This is a genomic window from Porphyromonas endodontalis ATCC 35406 (assembly GCF_000174815.1).
Taxonomy (GTDB): Bacteria; Bacteroidota; Bacteroidia; order Bacteroidales; family Porphyromonadaceae; genus Porphyromonas; species Porphyromonas endodontalis.
This window is the reverse complement of the sequence record NZ_ACNN01000012.1, coordinates 23537-43175: the sequence shown is the minus strand read 5'-3', so window position 1 is coordinate 43175 and position 19639 is coordinate 23537. Positions and strand designations below refer to the sequence as shown.

Annotated in this window: 20 protein-coding genes; 12 read left to right on the top strand and 8 right to left on the bottom strand. The window is 46.4% G+C overall.

Going from position 1 to position 19639, the window contains the following annotated elements:
• Positions 1–6: 6 nt before the first annotated feature.
• The 10 genes from traK (at position 7) to POREN0001_RS02525 (ending at position 8692) form a co-directional block, all read left to right on the top strand.
• Positions 7–630, top strand: a complete 624-nt coding sequence (traK, locus tag POREN0001_RS02570; protein WP_004332850.1) for a conjugative transposon protein TraK — start codon at positions 7–9, stop codon at positions 628–630.
• A complete protein-coding gene (locus tag POREN0001_RS02565; RefSeq protein ID WP_021666058.1) occupies positions 627–959 on the top strand; it encodes a TraL conjugative transposon family protein in 333 nt (110 codons plus the stop codon). The genes traK and POREN0001_RS02565 overlap by 4 nt, the downstream gene beginning before the upstream one ends.
• The gene (gene traM, locus POREN0001_RS02560; RefSeq protein WP_004332874.1) at positions 910–2244 is read left to right on the top strand and encodes a conjugative transposon protein TraM; all 1335 of its coding nucleotides are present in this window, start codon (positions 910–912) and stop codon (positions 2242–2244) included. The genes POREN0001_RS02565 and traM overlap by 50 nt, the downstream gene beginning before the upstream one ends.
• A gap of 38 nt (positions 2245–2282) precedes the next feature.
• Positions 2283–3203 (top strand): conjugative transposon protein TraN, encoded by a 921-nt coding sequence (gene traN, locus POREN0001_RS02555; RefSeq protein WP_004332928.1) that lies wholly within the window; start codon positions 2283–2285, stop codon positions 3201–3203.
• 1 nt (position 3204) lies between these two features.
• The gene (locus POREN0001_RS02550) at positions 3205–3789 is read left to right on the top strand and encodes a conjugal transfer protein TraO (protein ID WP_040580282.1); all 585 of its coding nucleotides are present in this window, start codon (positions 3205–3207) and stop codon (positions 3787–3789) included.
• Entirely contained in the window at positions 3789–4634 is an 846-nt protein-coding gene (locus POREN0001_RS02545; protein ID WP_004332941.1) for a toprim domain-containing protein, read from the top strand. The genes POREN0001_RS02550 and POREN0001_RS02545 overlap by 1 nt, the downstream gene beginning before the upstream one ends.
• A 27-nt stretch (positions 4635–4661) precedes the next feature.
• Complete coding sequence (locus POREN0001_RS02540; RefSeq protein WP_004332896.1) at positions 4662–5123, top strand: DUF3872 domain-containing protein; 462 nt, start codon at positions 4662–4664, stop codon at positions 5121–5123.
• Positions 5107–5616, top strand: coding sequence for a glycoside hydrolase family protein (locus tag POREN0001_RS02535; protein ID WP_004332956.1), 510 nt, complete (start codon positions 5107–5109; stop codon positions 5614–5616). The genes POREN0001_RS02540 and POREN0001_RS02535 overlap by 17 nt, the downstream gene beginning before the upstream one ends.
• Before the next feature lie 119 nt (positions 5617–5735).
• The gene (locus tag POREN0001_RS02530; protein ID WP_004332754.1) at positions 5736–6575 is read left to right on the top strand and encodes a HamA C-terminal domain-containing protein; all 840 of its coding nucleotides are present in this window, start codon (positions 5736–5738) and stop codon (positions 6573–6575) included.
• Complete coding sequence (locus tag POREN0001_RS02525; RefSeq protein ID WP_040580279.1) at positions 6572–8692, top strand: DEAD/DEAH box helicase; 2121 nt, start codon at positions 6572–6574, stop codon at positions 8690–8692. The genes POREN0001_RS02530 and POREN0001_RS02525 overlap by 4 nt, the downstream gene beginning before the upstream one ends.
• 187 nt (positions 8693–8879) lie before the next feature.
• Here the strand turns inward: POREN0001_RS02525 and POREN0001_RS02520 are convergent, their stop codons facing one another.
• The 8 genes from POREN0001_RS02520 to POREN0001_RS02485 form a co-directional block, all read right to left on the bottom strand.
• On the bottom strand, positions 8880–9110 hold the full coding sequence (locus tag POREN0001_RS02520; protein WP_040580277.1) for a hypothetical protein: 231 nt from the start codon (positions 9108–9110) through the stop codon (positions 8880–8882).
• A gap of 4 nt (positions 9111–9114) precedes the next feature.
• Positions 9115–9369: a hypothetical protein gene (locus POREN0001_RS02515; protein WP_004332736.1), complete on the bottom strand. Its 255-nt coding sequence runs from the start codon at positions 9367–9369 to the stop codon at positions 9115–9117.
• 27 nt (positions 9370–9396) lie between these two features.
• Positions 9397–10671: a PcfJ domain-containing protein gene (locus POREN0001_RS02510; protein WP_004332779.1), complete on the bottom strand. Its 1275-nt coding sequence runs from the start codon at positions 10669–10671 to the stop codon at positions 9397–9399.
• A gap of 16 nt (positions 10672–10687) precedes the next feature.
• Positions 10688–11218 carry an antirestriction protein ArdA gene (locus tag POREN0001_RS02505; RefSeq protein WP_004332859.1) on the bottom strand — a complete coding sequence of 177 codons (531 nt, stop codon included), beginning with the start codon at positions 11216–11218 and terminating at the stop codon, positions 10688–10690.
• A 20-nt stretch (positions 11219–11238) separates the two neighbouring features.
• A complete protein-coding gene (locus POREN0001_RS02500; protein WP_004332785.1) occupies positions 11239–11655 on the bottom strand; it encodes a PcfK-like family protein in 417 nt (138 codons plus the stop codon).
• A gap of 12 nt (positions 11656–11667) precedes the next feature.
• Positions 11668–11886, bottom strand: a complete 219-nt coding sequence (locus POREN0001_RS02495) for a hypothetical protein (protein ID WP_004332867.1) — start codon at positions 11884–11886, stop codon at positions 11668–11670.
• Between the two features lie 12 nt (positions 11887–11898).
• Entirely contained in the window at positions 11899–12108 is a 210-nt protein-coding gene (locus POREN0001_RS02490) for a hypothetical protein (RefSeq protein WP_004332769.1), read from the bottom strand.
• A gap of 799 nt (positions 12109–12907) precedes the next feature.
• Positions 12908–15817 (bottom strand): hybrid sensor histidine kinase/response regulator transcription factor, encoded by a 2910-nt coding sequence (locus POREN0001_RS02485; RefSeq protein ID WP_004332864.1) that lies wholly within the window; start codon positions 15815–15817, stop codon positions 12908–12910.
• A 415-nt stretch (positions 15818–16232) separates the two neighbouring features.
• Here POREN0001_RS02485 and POREN0001_RS02480 point away from each other — a divergent pair, with 415 nt between their 5' ends.
• Positions 16233–16481: a hypothetical protein gene (locus tag POREN0001_RS02480; RefSeq protein WP_004332739.1), complete on the top strand. Its 249-nt coding sequence runs from the start codon at positions 16233–16235 to the stop codon at positions 16479–16481.
• A gap of 147 nt (positions 16482–16628) precedes the next feature.
• Complete coding sequence (locus POREN0001_RS02475) at positions 16629–19634, top strand: serine hydrolase domain-containing protein (protein ID WP_004332970.1); 3006 nt, start codon at positions 16629–16631, stop codon at positions 19632–19634.
• Positions 19635–19639: the final 5 nt, after the last annotated feature.

Sequence of the window (19639 nt, the reverse complement as noted above, 5' to 3'; positions counted from 1 at the left end):
AAAGCTATGGAATTTAAGTCATTAAAGAATATCGAAACGAGTTTCAAGCAGATACGCCTCTTTACCTTGGTCGTCGTCTGCCTGTGCGCTCTTCTTGCGGGGTATTCGATATGGAGTGCCTACTCCTTTGCCGAAGCCCAGAGGCAGAAAATCTATGTGTTGGACGGCGGTAAGTCGCTGATGCTCGCCCTGTCGCAGGATCTGTCGCAGAACAGACCCGCGGAAGCCAAGGAGCATGTGCGCCGCTTCCACGAGCTGTTCTTCACCCTTTCGCCCGACAAGAGTGCCATTGAGGGGAATATCTCCCGTGCACTACTCTTGGCGGACAAGAGTGCCTACAATTACTATCGGGATTTCTCTGAGAAAGGGTACTACAACCGTATCGTGGCGGGAAATATCAATCAGGTCGTGCAGGTGGACAGCGTACTCTGCGACTTCGACCGCTATCCCTATGCGGTACGGACGTATGCCCGACAACTGATTATCCGTGCCACCAACGTGACCGAGCGCAGTCTCGTGACCGTATGCCGTCTGCTCAATACGAGCCGCAGCGATGACAATCCAAACGGGTTCAATATCGAGGGATTCGAGATTGTGGAGAACAAGGACATCAGTACCCGTAAGCGATGAAAAAGAAAAGTCTGTTCCGAATGATGCGGGAGGGAGCAGAGGCAAGACTCCGCCGCCTGTGCGGACGCATCCCCACTCATCTGAGGCTGTATGTCGTCCTGACGATGCTTCTCTTTTTCGCCATACTTGCCAACTATGTTTTCTTCAACGGTTTGTACCGTATCTTCTCAGACGGAGACTCTGAAGAGGAAACGTTACCGGCAATCGAGCATATAGAAGCCCCTGAAGTAAGGCGGCTCTATCCCAACGACAGTATCAACCTATTAAAGTATTACGATTATGTTCCCATTCAAAAGAAAGACAGCCTCCGATACGAGCACCTCGCCTGAGCTGACGGAGGAAGAGAGACAAAGGCGAAAGAAGTTTATCATTTACCCCCTGATGTTTCTGCTTTTTGCAGGCTCTATGTGGCTCATCTTCGCTCCTTCGGAGAAAGAAGGGCAGAAACAGACAAAGGGCTTCAACACGGAAGTGCCCGACCCGACAGCAGCCGAACTGATCGGTGATAAGAAGAAAGCCTACGAGAAGGAGATGATGGAGGAGAAAGAGCAGGAGCGCAGCCGCGCGATGCAGAGTCTGAGTTCCATGTTCGGGGAGATGACAGGAGGACAACCGAAGCAGAGTTCCGAAGAGTTGGCATTAAAGACGGATTTGTCGGAAAGAGATAACGGCTTTGGCTCTCGCACTGCTGCTCCGCAAGACGGCTTTCACGCCTCTGCATCAGCCTATCAGGACATCAACCGCACGCTCGGCAGTTTCTATGAAGCACCGAGGGAAGACCCTGAAAAGGAAGAACTGCGTGCCCGATTGGCAGAGTTGGAAAACCGTATGAGCAGCGAACAGCACTCGCCCGCCATAACCGTGAACGACCAGATGGCACTACTTGAAAAGTCCTATCAGTTGGCGGCAAAATATATGCCGTCGGGTGGTGGACAGTCCTCTTCCAATATGGCATTGGCATCGGACGGGGAGACGGCTTCCGAAGGGAAGGCGGTAGCCTTTCCCGTTTCCCCCGTGAGCGAACAAGTGGTGTCGGCTCTGGCACAGCCGATGAGCGACTCGACTTTCCGTTCCGAATATGTCAAGGAGAGGAACTACATATTCCATACCGCCATCGGAACAGCCCCGCTGACGGAGAAGAATACCATCTCCGCCTGTGTACATACCCGGCAGACGGTTACGGACGGGCAGACGGTACGTTTCCGTCTCTTGGAACCGATGCTGGTATCCGGCAAGGAAATCCCTCGGAACACCTCGGTGGTCGGCGTGGCGAAGATACAGGGTGAACGCCTGAACATACTCATCTCTTCGCTGGAATATCACGGGAACATCATCCCCGTGGAGTTGGCGGTGTACGATACGGACGGACAAGCTGGGATATTCATCCCCGGCTCGATGGAGCGCAGTGCCGCCAAGGAGATTGTCGCAGGAATGGGTACTTCCGCAGGCAGTAGTATGAACTTCTCTACCAATGCGGGCGCACAGCTTGCCGATGATTTGGGGAAGGGACTGATACAGGGAACATCGCAGTATTTCTCTAAGAAAATGCGTACCGTCAAGGTGCATCTGAAGGCTGGTTACAAGGTATTGCTCTACCAACCGGACAACAAGTAATTCACAGTTATTATTCACCACTTTAATCCAAAGTAAAAATGAAAAGAACAGTTTTAGCCATCGCCCTGATGCTGGGCGCAGTCTGTGCCAACGCACAGGAAACAACTTCAACGGGAGACCTCTATGAGGGGCTGACCCGCAAAATTGCCTTTGAGCGGATGATACCGCCTCACGGCTTGGAAATCACCTACGATAAGACGGTGCACATCATCTTCCCCTCTGCCGTACGCTATGTGGATTTGGGTTCGCCCAACCTCATTGCGGGAAAGGCGGACGGGGCAGAAAACGTTATCCGTGTGAAAGCGACGGTCAAGAACTTCCGGGAGGAAACGAACATGAGTGTCATCACGGAGGACGGTGCATTCTATTGTTTTAATGTCAAGTATGCCGACGAACCGTTGCTTTTGAATGTGGAGATGGCGGACTTCATCCACGATGGGGAGAGCGTAAACCGTCCGAACAACGCAATGGAGGTCTATCTCAAGGAACTCGGAAGCGAAAGCCCGATGCTGGTAAGGCTCATCATGAAATCCATTCACAAGGAGGACAAGCGGACGGTGAAGCACATCGGCAGCAAGTCTTTCGGTATCCAGTACCTGCTCAGAGGGTTGTACTCGCACAACGGACTGCTGTACTTCCATACGGAACTGCGCAACAAGTCCAACGTGCCGTTCGACATCGACTTCATTACGTTCAAGATTGTGGACAAGAAGGTCGCCAAACAGACGGCCATGCAGGAGCAGGTACTGCTTCCGCTGCGTGCCTACAACTACACCACCTGCGTGGCGGGGCAGAAGAGCGAACGCACGGTATTCACCCTGCAAAAGTTCACCATCCCCGATGACAAGCATCTCATTGTGGAGATACACGAGAAGAACGGCGGAAGACACCAGTCTTTCATTGTGGAGAATGAAGATCTTGTGCGTGCGAGGGAAATCAACGAACTCAAAGTGAAGTAGTATGAGAAAGTCTTTGTTTTTCCTGTTTGTCGTGTCGCTTGCCCTCTTTGCAGGGCAGGCGCACGCCCAGCGTTGTCTGCCCAAGATGAAAGGTATACGCCTGACCGCAGGCATGGCGGACGGTTTTTATTCTCCCTCTTCCAAGAATGAAACGGGCTATACGTTCGGGGCTTCGCTTGCCACCTACACCAAAGGCGGGCATCAATGGGTGCTTGGGGCGGAGTATCTCCGAAGATACCACCCCTATCGAGAAAGGCGTATACCTGTGGAGCAGTTCACGGGCGAGGGAGGTTTCTTCTGTTACTTGCTTTCGGACGGGAGCAAGACCTTCTTCCTTTCCGCAGGCGTTTCCGCCTTGGCGGGATATGAGACGGTCAATGGCGGAGAGAAACGGCTCTTTGATGGTGCTACATTACGCAATAAGGACGGCTTTATCTATGGAGGGGCTATTACCTTACAGGCGGAGACCTTTCTGTCGGACAGGTTGGTGCTACTGCTCTATGGCAGGGAGCGTTGCCTGTGGGGAGGCTCTACGGAGCGTTTTCATACACAATACGGTGTCGGACTGAAAATCATGCTGGACTGATGGATGCACGACAGATGAGAGAGATTCCCATTGCGGACTTCCTCAGCGCAATGGGGATTCATCCGACTAAACAGAAAGGAAATGCCTTGTGGTATTCCGCTCCGTACCGCACGGAGCGGACGCCCTCGTTCAAGGTCGATACCGCCAAGAATGTTTGGTTCGATTTTGGGACGGGCAAAGTCGGAGACATCTTCGACTTGGCAGGAGAGTTTATTGGAAGCGAGGATTTCCTCCTGCGGGCGACTTTCATCGCCAAGAGCGGCACGTGTCCGTTTCCCGTTATAGAACGCCCACAAAGGAATGAAGAGAAAGAACCCATCTTCGAGGATATATGGGTACGCCCGTTACAAGATGCCAGACTGCTGGGCTACTTGAAAGAAAGAGGCATCAATGCCCATGTTGCCATCCCAAACTGCGAGGAGGTTCGATACCGGGTGCATGACAAACGGTACTATGCCATCGGCTTTCGCAACGATGCCGGAGGATTGGAATTGCGCAACCGCTTTTTCAAGGGCTGCATACCGCCAAAGGACATTTCCTTAAAGTGTAACAGCTCGGACGTATGTGCCGTATTCGAGGGCTTTATGGATTACCTCTCGGCTATGCAACTCGGCATCATCTTTTCGGATTGGCTTGTCCTTAATTCCGTTTCCAACGTGGAGAAGGCGGTGAAAGTCTTGCAGGGCTATGAGAGGATAGAATGCTTCCTCGACAATGACGAGGCGGGGAGAAGGACTTTCCAAAGCCTGCACAACTGTTTCGGAGAGAGGGTCATCGACCGTTCCTCCCTGTATGCCGACCATGAGGATTTGAATGACTATCTGCTGTCTCAAAGGCAGGTGTGAGTGTATAATATTAAAATGTAACGAACAATGAAGAAGAATATATTGAATACGATTTGGGTAATGGAGGTACTCTCCATTGCCGTGTTTTGTCTATCTGCTTGTGATAATGAGTTGGATATTCAGCAGGCATACCCGTTCACGGTAGAGACAATGCCAGTACAGAAGCACATCACAAAAGGGCAGACGGCAGAGATACGCTGCACGCTCAAACGGCAGGGACGGTTTGAAGAGGCACGCTACACCATCCGTTATTTCCAACCCGATGGCAGGGGGAGATTGAAGATGGATAACGGTACGGTCTTCAAGCCCAATGACCGTTATCCGCTTACGAAAGAGGAGTTCAGGCTCTACTACACATCCGCTTCCTCTGAACAGCAGACGATAGACGTGTATGTGGAGGACAATTTCGGACAGACGGTGAAACTCTCGTTTGAGTTCAACAGTCAGAAGGACGAGGAAAAGGAGAAGAAGGATGAGGATAGGAAGTAAACTTGTCGTCTTGTGCCTTGTCTGCCTTCCCTGCTTGCGGCTTTCCGCTCAGGACGGTAGGAATGCTCTGCTTTCGTTGCCCCCTTTCGAGCGTGGCGTGGTCTGTATCAAGCACTTCGAGAGCTTACACGGGTTCAAGGACGCACCCTATGTCGGATATGGTCATCAGTTGCAAAAGGGAGAACGCTTTACGGCAGCGATGACGGAACGACAGGCGGACTCGCTACTTCGGGCAGACCTGATGAAGCGTCTGATGATGTTCAAGGACTACGGAAAGGATGCCTTGCTGCTTGCCGTCCTGTCTTATAATGTCGGGACAGGCAGGTTGCTCGGTTATGGCAGACATCCCAAGAGCCGATTGCTGCGGAAGATAGAGTCGGGAGACAGGAATTTCTACTGCGAATTTGTCTCTTTCTGCCGATACAAGGGCAAAGTCCTCAGAGGACTGGTTAAACGACGAAAAGTGGAGTTTGCCCTATTTTATGTACCCTGATTACCAAATACGCCTCTTGCGACATTTTTATGCTCCGCAAGAGGCGTTTTCCTGCCGGTTTATTCGTGCTTCTCGCTATGAATGAGTAACTTTGCAGAAAATGCTGTAAAGTGAAATTTATGAAGCCTCCCTTCTTCAATATTATAATTCATAAAGACGACACTTTCCCTGATTTACATGGATTGTGCGCAGGATTTGAAAGTCGTCAGTGGAGAAAAGACCAGTTGGTAAATTATCTTTTTGAATATTTACCAGAATTTGCTTTGACATATTCTGAATTAGGCAACCTTACAAGCGAGAACATGGTTGCTAAAATGCGACAAGTAGCCGCAAGTATCTATCAATCAGAAAAATTCAAAAATAGAGGTGAATTCGGAGAATTGTTATTACACGCTATAATCCGAGAAATGTATGATACGATTCCTGCTATCAGTAAGATATATTACAAAGATGGTCCAAATGAAACGGTAAAAGGATTCGATGCAGTACATGTGATAGTTACAGATAAAGCATTAGAACTGTGGTTAGGTGAGGTTAAGTTCTACAATAACATATCCAATGCCATATCTGATGTGATTGAAGAATTAAATCAACATATAAAGACAAGGTATGTAAGAAATGAATTTATTGCCATTACAAATAAGATAGACACTAAATGGCCTCATGCAAACATATTAAAAACTTTACTTCATCCCAACACCTCATTAGATGATGTATTCTCAAATACATGTATTCCAGTACTGCTAACATATGATTCTTCCGTACTTACAAGATATGATAATAAGTGCGATGAATATATTCAGGAAATATCCGAAGAGTTTCAGAGATTCCATAAAAAATTCTGTGATAAGTTGGGTGAATTCCCTTTGACGATACATCTATTTTTGTTCCCGCTAAATACGAAAGCGGAACTAATAAACTCCCTTGAGTCTAAACTTAAAATCTGGCAAAGCTTATGATAATAAAAGAGTTGCGAAATATATTAAGAAGAAAGTTTCCTGCTAATACAGATAGATTTCAAATCATAAAAGAGGTCGCAATTCTCATTGTTACAGAAGAATCTGTAGGGCAGGAGTTTGTTCTTCGATTATTGTCAAGGATTGAGGATTTTCAAGGGATGGAGACTATGATTCATAGTTTGGTTCGTCAGGTAGGACTTTTTCCCTATCTGGAAGAAGAAAATTTATCTTTAAAAGATACTATAGCCTATGAAGTACATCGTCCCTCTGGATTCAAAGAAAACATTGTTTTTCATCATGCACAAGCAGAAGTCTATTACACTCTTTTAAGAGGGGAAAATGTTGTTCTAAGTGCTCCTACAAGTTTTGGGAAAAGCCTTATTATTGATTCCATCATAGCCTCACAACAGCATTCAAATATCTTCATTATAGTTCCAACAATCGCATTGATTGATGAAACCCGAAAACGATTATCTAAATTTAAAGACTCATATAAAATAATCACTCATCCAAGCCAGTCTTTTTCTCAACGCAATATTTTTATTTTAACGCAGGAAAGGGCAATAGAAATAATCCCCGATGTAAATGTAGACTTCTTTGTAATAGATGAGTTCTACAAGTTAAGTCCTCAAAAAACTGATGAGGAAAGATGCCACGTTTTAAATCAAGTGTTCTATATGTTGGTAAAGAAAGACGCCCAATTCTATCTTTTAGGACCCAATATAGAACAAGTGACAACCTCCTTATTGGATAACGTTAAATTTAAATTTATAAAAACCGATTACAAGACTGTCGTCTCAGAACGCCATCAGGTAAATCTGAAAAATGGAGAAGACTCTATTGAACGGCTTATTGAACTGAGTTCTTCTTTGGAAGATCCGACTTTAATTTTTTGTCAATCTCCGGCAAGTGCCAATAAAGTAGCCAAAGCATTTTTCAATAGCAATAAGTTTGAAAGGACAGATGAAAATAAGGATTTGGCTGATTGGTTAAGAAGTAATTATCATTCCCAATGGATTCTACCAGATTGTTTGGAATATGGGATAGGCATACATCACGGGAAAATTCCACGAGCAATAGCCCAAAAATGTATCAAGCTGTTTAATGAGGGGAAAATCAGATACCTTATTTGTACATCCACTTTAATAGAGGGTGTAAATACAAAGGCAAAGAACGTAATCGTGTACGACAACAAAATTGCAAAAACAAAAATTGACTATTTTACATTTAATAATATATGCGGTCGCTCTGGCAGAATGTTTTCTCATTTCATTGGACATATTTATCTTTTTCACGAACCTCCTGTCGCCGAGTTGCCTTTAGTAGATTTCCCGATTTTCTCACAAGCTAATGATGTTCCAGAAAAACTACTGATTAATGTTGATATTGAAGATTTAAACGAATCCTCTAAGCGTAAATTAAACAAGTATTTTGAACAAGACGTTTTGTCTCAAGAGACATTAAGGAAAAATTCATATATAGATTTAGACAAGCAGTTGGAATTGGCAAGTTTCATTCAAAGCAAGCTGAATAGAATTCACAACTTAATGAAATGGGAGCAATATCCAACCAATGAACAGTTAAAATCAGCATGTAGGTTGATTTGGAATTATTTTGTTTCTTCAAGGAAACGAATATATGGAGTAAGTTCTGGAGAGCAATTGCATTTTAGACTTAATCAATTTAGAGGAGCAAAAAACATTAAGAACTTTATTGCTACAATTATAGAAGCAGAAAATGCCCAAACTCCAGACTCTATTAACAATGCTATAGAGTTGGCTTTTGATATTCAGCGCCATTGGATAAATTTTCAATTTCCTCGTTATCTGATGAGTTTAGGAGATATTGCAAATGATATTTTCAGAAAGAACAACCTACCTTTGTGTGATTACTCCTACTTTGCCAGTTTGGTTGAATGTTATTTTATGTCTCCTTATGTAATACCAATGGATGAGTATGGCTTGCCGATACAAATATCAAATAAGGTCGGAGAAATAACTGAAATTTCTTCAAATATAGACGATGCATTGGAGCAACTACGCAGATTTATTCCATCTCAATACAAATTTTCAAGTATAGAACGGGAATTTATTGAGGACTTTAAGATGTATATATAATTTCTTACAATACATTTCATGAATTAGATGCAAGACTGTTTTTATAGTGGCTTTTTGTTACTTTTGAGCCGTCTCAACTCACCGTCAAAAGTAACGAGGTGTTTTTTCATCGGGGTTTCTTTGCTCCTTTCTTTGTCCGCCCGAAGCTCACGAAAGAAAGGAGCGGTCGGCAAATCTGCCGACCGCATTACTCTGTCTGCTTTTCTTGAACGGTTATCCGTCCCGTCCTTACTTCGGGGTGCGTGGAGAAAGCCCAATTGATTTCCTCATCGGGCAGGGTGCTGTGAACGTTTCCGCCCATCACCATTCCGCAATCCTGAATGACTTTCTGCCGTGCGTCCTCTCTGCTCTCGGCAACCACCTCAAAAACTCCCTCGAAGACGTATTGCGTCCGTACTCTGTAAACTTTCTTCTTCATATTCTCAAAATTCAACCTTTAATAATCTGTATTCCTTTGGCTCTCCATTGGATAACCTGCGATGGGTAAGCCAAAAATGGTGTGCGCCATAGCCGTATGCAAAGAACTTGTCAAGTTCCGTTTCTTCGGCTATCCGCTTGACGGCAGTCCTTAGTTCCTCTTCATTGGCGGATAGAGTAATGGCATTGATTACCCTTATAAAGATATGGGGTATCTCGTCCGCCCAATTGCATACGATGCTTTCTATTTCTGCTTTCATTGCTGTGATAGTTTTATGGTTTATACTTTATGCTGTTTGTCTCATTCGCTGACGGATTAGCCGTTTGTTGGCATTGACAAGGCTCACGATTTGGTCGTGATATTCCGTATTTTGGTTGCATACACCACGACTTTGCACCACTTTGAGCGTGTCCAGATTGACCTCAATCGTTTCTATCCGTCTACCCTCAATGGTCGCCGAAAGGATAAGCGAGTTCTCTTTGAGATAGTAGGCATTGTCGAACACACAATGGTGCATTGCCACACCCTCATCCAAATGTTCCTGCACGCTCTCCAAAACGTGGACTTGGATTGTGCCATCCGTGAATGAGATACCGAAGAACTTTGATTTGAGTTCGTGGAAACGCTTTTCATCCTCCATTGCCTTTTTGCGTTTCTTCTCCTTTTCTTCCTTTTCCCTTTGTCTGCGGAGTTCGTTTTGTCTTAGGTCGTGTTCCCTATGCAGGTCGGTGGGGCAAACATACTTGGGGCTGTGTATGTCCTTGCCCAATCTGCGGAGCATATCCACATAGTCGCACCAAATTGAAATGTCCTCTATGTCATAGCCGTTGCGAGTGGCGACTTTATAGGATTGCCAACAAGCGTCAAATGCCCTCGAATTGTCAAGAAAGTATTTCAGATGCTCGGTTCTACCTGCTTTAATCAATGTTTCCGCACGGCTGTCGGACAATAGGGCTGGAATGAGAACAGTTGGTGCGATGTCGTGAAAATCATTCTTAAATCCATTCCTGCGGAATGCTTCCGTTGCCTTGAACTTCGGATATATCGGAGAGTACGATATATGGCGGTAGGCTTCGTTATCGTTTCTCACTGCCATAGGCGAGCAATAGGAAAAGGTGTCGATGTATCTGCCCAATACTCTCTGAACGGCTATCACGGCTTTCCGTCCTTGTGCGTTCCACCAATACTGACCGATTTCAATAACGTAGGACGTTGGTTTGCATCCTTTCTCGATTTCTGCGGAGAGGAGGAACATTCTTAATACTTGGTACTCTCCACAAGTAGTAAGTATCGTAAAGTATTGCCTCTGTCTTATCTTACGTTCAAAAGTTGTTCGGACTTGCAACTTTGCTCTACAATGAGGGCAAGTGCCATGTTCGGTTGTCTTCTCCATTGTCCAACTATGCCCACAATCCATACACGTGGTACGACCTTTGGGAAGTCGGTAGGCGAAATGGTCTATACACTCACGGAATGCCCATTTGCTCTGTGTCTTGGTTATCGGTCGCAGGTGCTTGCTCTCGGCAAGTACTGCTTTCTCGAACTTGTTTCTCGGTTTCATAATCTGTCCTCCTTAATCAGTTATTGCGAAATACATAACCGTCATTGTACCAAAAGTCCATATCGAAAAGGTCATCGGCATATTTGGAGAAGTCGAAGTAATTCAGTGCAAAATCGGATAACGCATTCTCCATTTTTGCAAGTTCCTCCGCAAAATCCTCCCTGCTTGCATAACTTCCGATGTAGTCAGATTGGAAAGACTTCACAAGGCTGTAAGCGTCTTGTGTGAGTTGAGAGCTGTTGCCGTCTGCCCATACCCAAAAGGCTCCTTTCTCCTTGTCGTTCAGTCTGTCCAATTCGTCCCGAAGTTCAAAGAAGGTTTCCTCCAAATGCCCCTCGTCTATCAGTCCATCGGGGATTTCCTCCCACGCTTGGAACATATATTCGGGGGCTTCCTCGTCCTCGTGTATCTCGGCACAACGCTCCATAAAGCCATCCAAATCGTAGAAGTCCGAAAGTTCCACCCATTCGCCCTGCAATGAGCCGTTGTTGTACTTGGCATAAGTGCCTACATAGATGCGTGCTTCGTTCAAATCCGTTGCTTCCATTTTCTTTTGTTGTTTTAGGGTTAAAACTCGAATAATGAAGGTTGGGCTATCTGCTGTTCCACCTGCTTCTCCGCTTTTGGTTTCTTGGCGGTAAGTTTGCGGTATTCCTCCGCTTGGTATCGCTCAATAGCCTTTTTCCGTGCTTCTGCCTTTTCCTCCTCCGTGAGTTCGATAGTATGGTTTACCACGACTTGGCAGTTGATGTACTTGCCCACCTCGATGTTATCTTCATCATAATAGTGGACGGCGAGGGAATATACCTCCTCATCGGACAGACCTGCACACCCCATTCTTTGGACTTCTGTCAAGATGTAGGTAATGCACTCGTCTATGTTCTTGTTCTCTTTGCGAAAATTCTCGGCAAAGAGTTCATCGTATGATGCTCTCGTTTCCAAATAGTTTTGGATAACGTCCTTGAAATGTTCTGTTCCTTTCATTGTCTTATATAGTTAGATGGTTTCTAAAATGATTTCTTGGATATGAATAGGTTCAACTTCTGAAAAGAGATAGAGTATAAATTCCTTTCTGTCCTTCCGATAGAGTTCCTTGTATAGTTCCCCAAAGGTGGATATGTTTCCGTTGAGGTAAACCGATACCATATACTCGAAGATGTTGTCCACTTCGTAGTATCTGCATTGCTGTGCGATTGTCTTGCTTCTTCTTTTCATATATCTGTCTGTTTAAGAAATGAGTATCCAAAGTATTGTCCCGATGATGAGGGCATGAGCCAAAATGTATGCGGCGATTGCCAAAGCAATGGTAAGGAGTAGCCGAATGAGGAGTTTTCCCACACATATCCATGCCAGCCAAAGCCAGACGCTTCCGCCACAAAGGAGAGAGCCTGCGAGTGCAAGTACCACCCAAATTGATATTTTGTATCTCAGTTTCATCTTGTCTGATTTTTTTGATTTTATGCGGATTTTAGAGGTGAGGGAGTTGAGTTCCCATTTTCTTTTTCCCTGCTTCTCGCATATCCGACATTTTTTTATGCGTCTTTCCGTCGGGTCGGTCGTTTTCGTTTCAGTGGCGTAAAAAGGTAGGGCTTAGGACAAACAAGGTTTTATGGCGAGAATACTACCTGCAATGAAATGGAAGTGTGGAGATTGTCGTCTAAACGGCTTGCCGCCCCGACCTTTTTTGTCCGTGGAAGCCCGGAACTACCTTTGCCGCTGACAACGAACAACCGATCCCGACATAATACACGGGCATAAGTGGAGGATGTGCAGACGGAGAAGCGGGGCGAAAACAAAAAACGCAGTTTTCGAGACTGCATCTTATCATAAAAACGGAATACACGGAAAACAAAAAGCCGCCCCAACGGACGGCTCTATGAAAATAATTTGGAGAAAATTCTTTTTTCTCACGATATACCTTTATCTTTGCAATAGGTTATTCGAGTTATGCAAAGCGTTGTATATCACTGTTGAAGATAGGTCGCTAAATCATTACCTACTGCATTTCATAACTCATAAGGCTGTTCATAGCCAATTACTTAGACCTAAATGATAGATTTTTGCCTGAAAATGGAGTACGTTTCCACCCTGTACTTTTTTAGAAATTAGGCAATGCTTTTTACGTTGCCGGGAGAGAAAAACACCTTAGGCTGCACGACTTCCTCCTTTCACCCCCCTTATCTTCTCTTGCCTCCTTGGGGTCGTAGATAAAAGTAGGGGTGTCGAAAACAATCGTCTACAGACTAGAATTCACATCCTTTTTGTAGTCGGTAGGGGTAATACCACAGACATTCTTGAAGGCTCGTACAAAGTTGGAATAGTTATTGAATCCACATTGATCTGCCACTTCCGAAAAACTTATGTTCGGATCTCCATCTAGTAGGATCTTCGCTTTTTTGATCTTGATACGTTGGATATAAGCGGCGGGTGTATAGCCGGTAAGAGCCACTAGTTTACGATAGAACTGACTGCTACTCATGCACATGTTTGAAGCAATTAGCGAAACATTGACTTCCTTGTGACGGTTGAGTTGCAGGTAGACAGTATCTGTTATCTTAGTAAGGAATCGGAGGTCGGATTCATCGGGTTGGGTAGCCTTCTCCTCTCTATTTTCCTTAGATTCTATCACAGTTTGCATGAATTTTTCCTGCAAGAGACGTCGTCCTTCGAGTAGTTTTTCCACTCGAGTGCGCAGTTCGTCGCTGTTGAATGGCTTAGCGAGGTAGGCATCTGCTCCGGCTTCTATCCCTTTGATACGCTCCTCTTCTGATATCTTAGCCGTTACTACAATGATAGGTATGTGGCTAATAATTTCATTTTTGCGCACTTGCCGGCATAGCTCCAGCCCATCCATTTCGGGCATCATTAGGTCGGTAATGATTAGGTCGGGCACCAGTTCTTGTGCCTTTTCTAAGCCTTCTAACCCATTGGCGGCATAGGATATGGCATAATGGTTTGCAAGCTGAGAGCCGATGTAGGCGGCGATATCGCGGTTGTCTTCAACGATGAGTAGATGGCAGCGGCTATCCTCTGGAGCGCTATCCTCAAGGGGTTCTGTGCCTTCGGGCAGAAAGGGCTGATTATATTCCATCTCGTCAGATAGTGGCTGCTGGCAATAGTTGTGAATGGGCACACTGATATAGAAAGTAGTACCCTTCCCCTGTGCGCTTTCTACCCTTATCTTGCCATCTATGGCATCCATTATCTGCTTGACAAGGGCTAATCCTACGCCTGTGCCTATATGATATACGTCGCTTTCTGCTTGGTAAAATGGCTCGAAGATGTAAGCCAAAGCCTCCGGGTCGATTCCTTTCCCTGTATCCGATACTTCGATTTGCAACAGATCTCCTTCGCGCCATACGACCACACTCACCTTCCCATATTCGGGTGTGAATTTGAAGGCATTGGACAGAAGATTGTTCATAACCTTCACCACATAGTCGGGGACAAAGTCCATCTCTACATCGTCTTTTGAGAAAAATTGTAGATCAATGTTGCGGCTGAGGGCGAAGTCGTGGTAGCTTTCCGCAATCATACTGAGGAAGGCCGAGATATTGCCACAGCGCCAGTCGGGATTGCCTACCGACGATTTGATCTTGGAGATGTCGAGGAGTTGATTGATAAGTGTGAGCAATCCGTTGCCTTGTCGCTCAATAACTTTTGCCTTTTCAGTAATCTCTGTGGGAGAATCTGCACACTCTTGGAGATCGTGGCTTAGACCAAGTATGACGGTGAGTGGAGTACGAAACTCATGGGTGATATTAGTGAAGAATACCTCACGCAATGCGGATATCCTTTTCAAAGTCAGGTGGTTGCGACGGCGTAGTCGGTTGGTGTAAAGTAGCATCGCCAGCAGTCCTGTTAAGATAAGTAGTATAAGCCCTAGGATGGCGAAGCCAACGTAACGCATGGTGCGTTCCTGCTCCAACTTCTGCCGTGCCTCGCCCATCTGCCTCGTTTGGCGGTTGCGCTCGATCTTTAGACTTGTGTTTTGGATTCGGTTCATCTTCTCCATATCCAATACGCTGTCTTGCATAGCAACGGCCTGTTCGTAGGATGTTAGTGCAGATCGGTAGTCTCCGGCATGTTTGTAGTGCTTATAGTATAGGGTATGTATCCTTGCTTGATGCTCCGGAGACTTGATGCGATCGGCCATTGCCTTAGCTTTGCTGAGGAACTCCATCTCTTTTTCTTCCTTGCCGGTGGCATAACAAAGTCCGGCAAGGGCTATGAGAGAGTTGATTGCATGCCACTCGTCCTTCGAGTCTTTCATCAGTTCGTAGGCAGCTTCGTACTCTTTCATGGCCTCGTCGTACTGCTGTGTTTTTTCGTAAAGTGATCCGAAGTAGGTGTGGCAGAGCGATATCCCGAGTTCGTTGTTCACCTCTTTGTTGAGAGCCATTGACTTTTGGTAGTAGAGTAAGGCAGAGTCAGTCTCTCCGCGGCGCTCGAAGATGGAGCCGAGATTGGAGTAGTTAATGGCTTGCCCTACCGCACTCTGCAATGCTCGTTCCCCCGCTAATGCCAGGCGTAGTACACTATCGGCACGATCGTAATTGCCTAAGGTCATGTAGATATTGCCCAGCCCATTGAGGGATACTACTTGGTTTTTCTTAGCAGTAAAGGAGGTATCTGAGCATTCCTTGCTTAGTATCCACGCGCTGTAATGGTATTCTTGTGCTGCGTCAAGTATGCCCATTCTTCGGTAGTCCGTACCGGTATTGTTTAGAGCTTGTATCCACTCTAGTGTGTCCCCGATAGCCTCCGCTTGGCGTAGTCCCTCGCTATGGGCACTTAGGGCCTCGTCAAAACGACTTTCTCTACGTAGAGCCTTGCCCAACTCCCTAAGAGCAACGATGCTACCGAGCCGGTTGCCTTCGCTTTCTAGTTTTTTCTGTAGAAGGATGAGGGAATCAACACTATGCGTAGAGAGAACGAGCTTGTCTACCTCCTCTCGTTCCTCAGGAGTAAAAGATATAGCTTCCTTTTTACAGGAGACAATCGAGAAAGAAATGAGAATAAGTAATCCTAGTACGCTTAGTACCAATTGGTTGATCTTCTTTTCTCCCTTTATGATTTTGAGTGTATTGCAGAGGGAGAATTGCATTTTTTCATAGCCGGGTTCATCGAGTCTTTCTCTTTCCATAGATGCCTCTGTGGGATTAAAATCTTCTGCAAAGATGCAGGTTTAATGTCGAATGGCAAAACGTTTTATGCATTTTTATTAGCCTGAAGATGATGCTTTATACCTTTCTTGTTTTCTCCTTTTTAGGGAAGAGTCTTTCCATGAACAACTCAAAAATAGCTATCCGTTGAGGTTTGTAAATATGTCACTTCTAACTCTTTTGTATACAGGTGATTAATGTATGTGTCATGAATGATATTGCAAGAATCAAAAAAATGAAGAATGCACGATATCGCAAGATTTTTGATTGATTTTGCAATGTTTCTTCTTTGTCAAATATGTAACTTTGTGGACAGAGATATGATGATAAAACACAAGTCGGTCGGCAGCTTTCTTTTCTTTGAGCGTCGGTTGACGTAAGGAAGAGAAAAGAAAGATGAAACAGCAATCGGATGACAACCTTAGTCGGCGACAACAAGAGGGCTTGCAGCATATGGAAGATCGTATGCAGTTGCTTGATATGGTGCGTGAGATGATAGATGCCGAATTCGACCGCCGCGATCAGAGCCAGAGGGATTGCCTTCGTCCCGAGAAACAGCCTCCCAAATTATTGCGAAAGCCCACATTATGGGAGTGTATTCGTGCGTTTTTTTGTCGATCAGGGAGAGGACGAAAGAAGGCATAGAGTATGAGACATTGAATTGATAACCCAAACGCCCGAGCCTCTGATACGGCGTTCCCTTTAAATCTAGGACTAGGAGAAGTAGCAACTTACAAGCCTTCGGAACAGAGGCTCTTGCCTAGGTCGGAAAATCAGCCTAATTTTGTACCTATGAACTGGCAACGAATCATTACTGTCTTGGCATTTGCTCTTGCCCTGATTGTAGGAAAGAGCACCTCGCTTGCTCAGCGTGTAGCTTATTCTCCTTCGCTATTATCCGATGTCGCACAAGGGGGCGGGGAGCGGGAAGTAGAGGAGAGGATGCGCAGCATGAGCCTAGAAGAGCAGATAGGGCAGCTTATTATCCCCATTATATACCCCTCTAGTGGAGCTTCACAGATGGCGGATGCCGCGCGCGTTGTTGCTCGGTGCCACGCCGGGGGGATACTCTTCCAAAAGGGCGAAGTGTATGACCAATGGTTAATGACTCAGCACCTCAACAAGACCTCTAAGCTCCCTTTGCTCATCACGGCAGACGCTGAGTGGGGGCTTGCCATGCGCCTATCCAATACCATTCGCTACCCACGCAATCGCGCTCTTGCCAATGTACGAGATCTCGGTCTCATCACAGAGTGGGGGCGGAGTATGGCAGAGCAATGCAAAACTGTAGGTATACACGTAAACTTTGCTCCCGTGGTGGATGTCAATAACAATCCTAAAAATCCCGTTATTGGCACTCGAAGTTTTGGAGAAAAGACTCAAGATGTAATTGACTACAGCCTCGCCTACTCTCGTGGGCTAGAGGAGGGGAGGGTGCTCTCCGTGGCAAAGCACTTCCCGGGGCACGGCAATACGGCTCTTGACTCCCATAAGACGCTCCCCACGATCAAAGGCTCTCGCTCGGAGCTTGAGAAGACTGAGCTAGCCCCCTTTGCTGCTTATTTTCGTGCCGGTTTGGGCGGAATAATGGTAGGGCATCTCAATGTCCCTGCCCTCGATAAGTCGGGTACTCCGGCTTCTCTTAGCTACGCCATTACAACCCAACTCTTGCAGCAAGAGATGGGCTTCTCGGGGCTTATTTTTACTGACGGAATGCAGATGCAGGGGATGCAGCAACGTGGGGCAACCCCGATTAGTGTACGCGCCCTACTTGCCGGCAATGACCTCCTATTGGGACCCACCGACCCCGTAAAGGCTCATGCGGAAATACTGGCAGCCGTGCAGCAAGGTGTGCTTTCTCGCAAGCAAATAGAGCAGCATTGCCGCAAAGTACTCCTTTATAAGTGGGCACTGATGGGGCAGTCTCTACAGCAACCTCAGTTTCCTAAACTATCCCGAGACGCCTTTTATGCCTCCCTCAATACCCCAAAAGCCCTCCATCTTGCTAATGAATTATGGTATCAATCCATATCTATTGAGCGAGATGATGAGCAGCTAATCCCACAGAGTCGTAAAGGTGATATTTCCATAGGGGTGCTGGATCTTAACAGCTCCTCCAAACCGGCATTTGTTTCAGCACTCCGCAAGATGGGCATCACCCTGAAGGCTCACTATACGCTGGCAGATAAGAACGGAAAAACGTACTCTGAGGCTCTGGAAGCTCTCTCCAAGTGCTCTTTGGTCTATGTCAATTGCTATACAAAACATAGTAGCACGTTGGCTCAACTTGTGGAGCAACTCTCCGCAAAGACGCGCGTCGTTTTTACTCTTTTTGCTTCTCCCTATCAGCTCCCCTCTTGGCACTCCGCTCTCAAAAAAGCCAAGGTGGTAGCCGTAGCCTATGAGTCGAACGACGAAGCTCTGCGCGCCGTGGTGGCTCGGTACCATAATATAGAGCCCGACGATTTGGAGATTTGTCGCCCTCCTAGAGGAAAGAAAGAGGGGCAGATCGCTTCAAATGCGGAGGTCGTAAAGCCCATTCGTACTTTTGCGTCGCTCGATAGTATTGTGGAAGATGCCCTTAGGCGAAAAGCCTTCCCCGGTTGTCAGGTTGTGGTGCTTCATAAGGGAGAGACAGTATACAATCGCGCTTTTGGTACCCTAGACGGGTCGGCTCGTTCCCCTCGTGTTACCGAGAATACACTCTTCGATATAGCCTCCGTAACCAAGGCTTTTGGTACTACGCCGGTCATTATAGATCTCGTGGGCAAAGGAAAAATAAAGCTGACAGATAGGGTAGATAAGCATCTCCCGGAGATGGCAGATTCTCGTGTCGGCTCCATTTCCATCAAAGATCTATTGCTCCACCAAGCTGGGCTGACCCCTACCATCAACTTTTATCTCCAGCTTATTGAGCCAAGTAGCCTCACCACGGGTTCCTATTTTTCCTACGCTTATCGCCCGGATTGGGTGCAGATTGACGAAAATATATGGGTAGATCCAAATGCCAAATGGCGTGATAACCTTGTACGTGATGAGAAGGGGAATGGATTTACTCTGCGCTTTGGGCGTCAGTTTATACATCAATCGTTTCGCGATACGGTACTGCAAAAAATTGCCCAAACACCCCTCAAGACGCCCGGGGTATATCGCTACTCCGATGTGAGTTTTATCCTACTTGGGATGATTGCTGAGAGAGTATCGGGCTCTTCGCTCGATAGTTACCTTTTCCAATTGATAGCGCAACCGATGCACCTAGAGCACTACACCTACGACCCTCTTGCGCATGGGGTGGATATACAAGAGATTGCGCCCACACAAGCCAAATGCCCCCTTAGAGGCGTTGTGCGCGGTAGTGTAGACGACGAGTCCGCAGCCGTATTAGGGGGGATTGCGGGCAATGCCGGGGTATTCGCCACCGCCACAGATCTTGCTCAAGTGGCAGAGATGATTCGCTGCAATGGCTCCTATCGGGGTAAAGAGATACTTCCTCACAAAGTGGTACAGCAGTTTGTAACCACTCTAGGGCGGCAGGGGAGACGAGCTCTCGGCTTCGACCACAATACAAAAAATAACGCACAAATCCCCTCCAATGCCTCTGCCGGTACCTATGGTCATACCGGCTTTACGGGTTGCTCTGTATGGATAGATCCCAAACGAGAGATGGTGTGTGTATTCCTATCCAACCGCACCTATCCCACTCGGCTCAATAAGAAGTTAATTTCGCTCAAGGTGCGCCCTCGCTTACTAGAGGCTGCCATCAACACCATCGATGCCCAAAGCATCCCTACCACATAGCATAG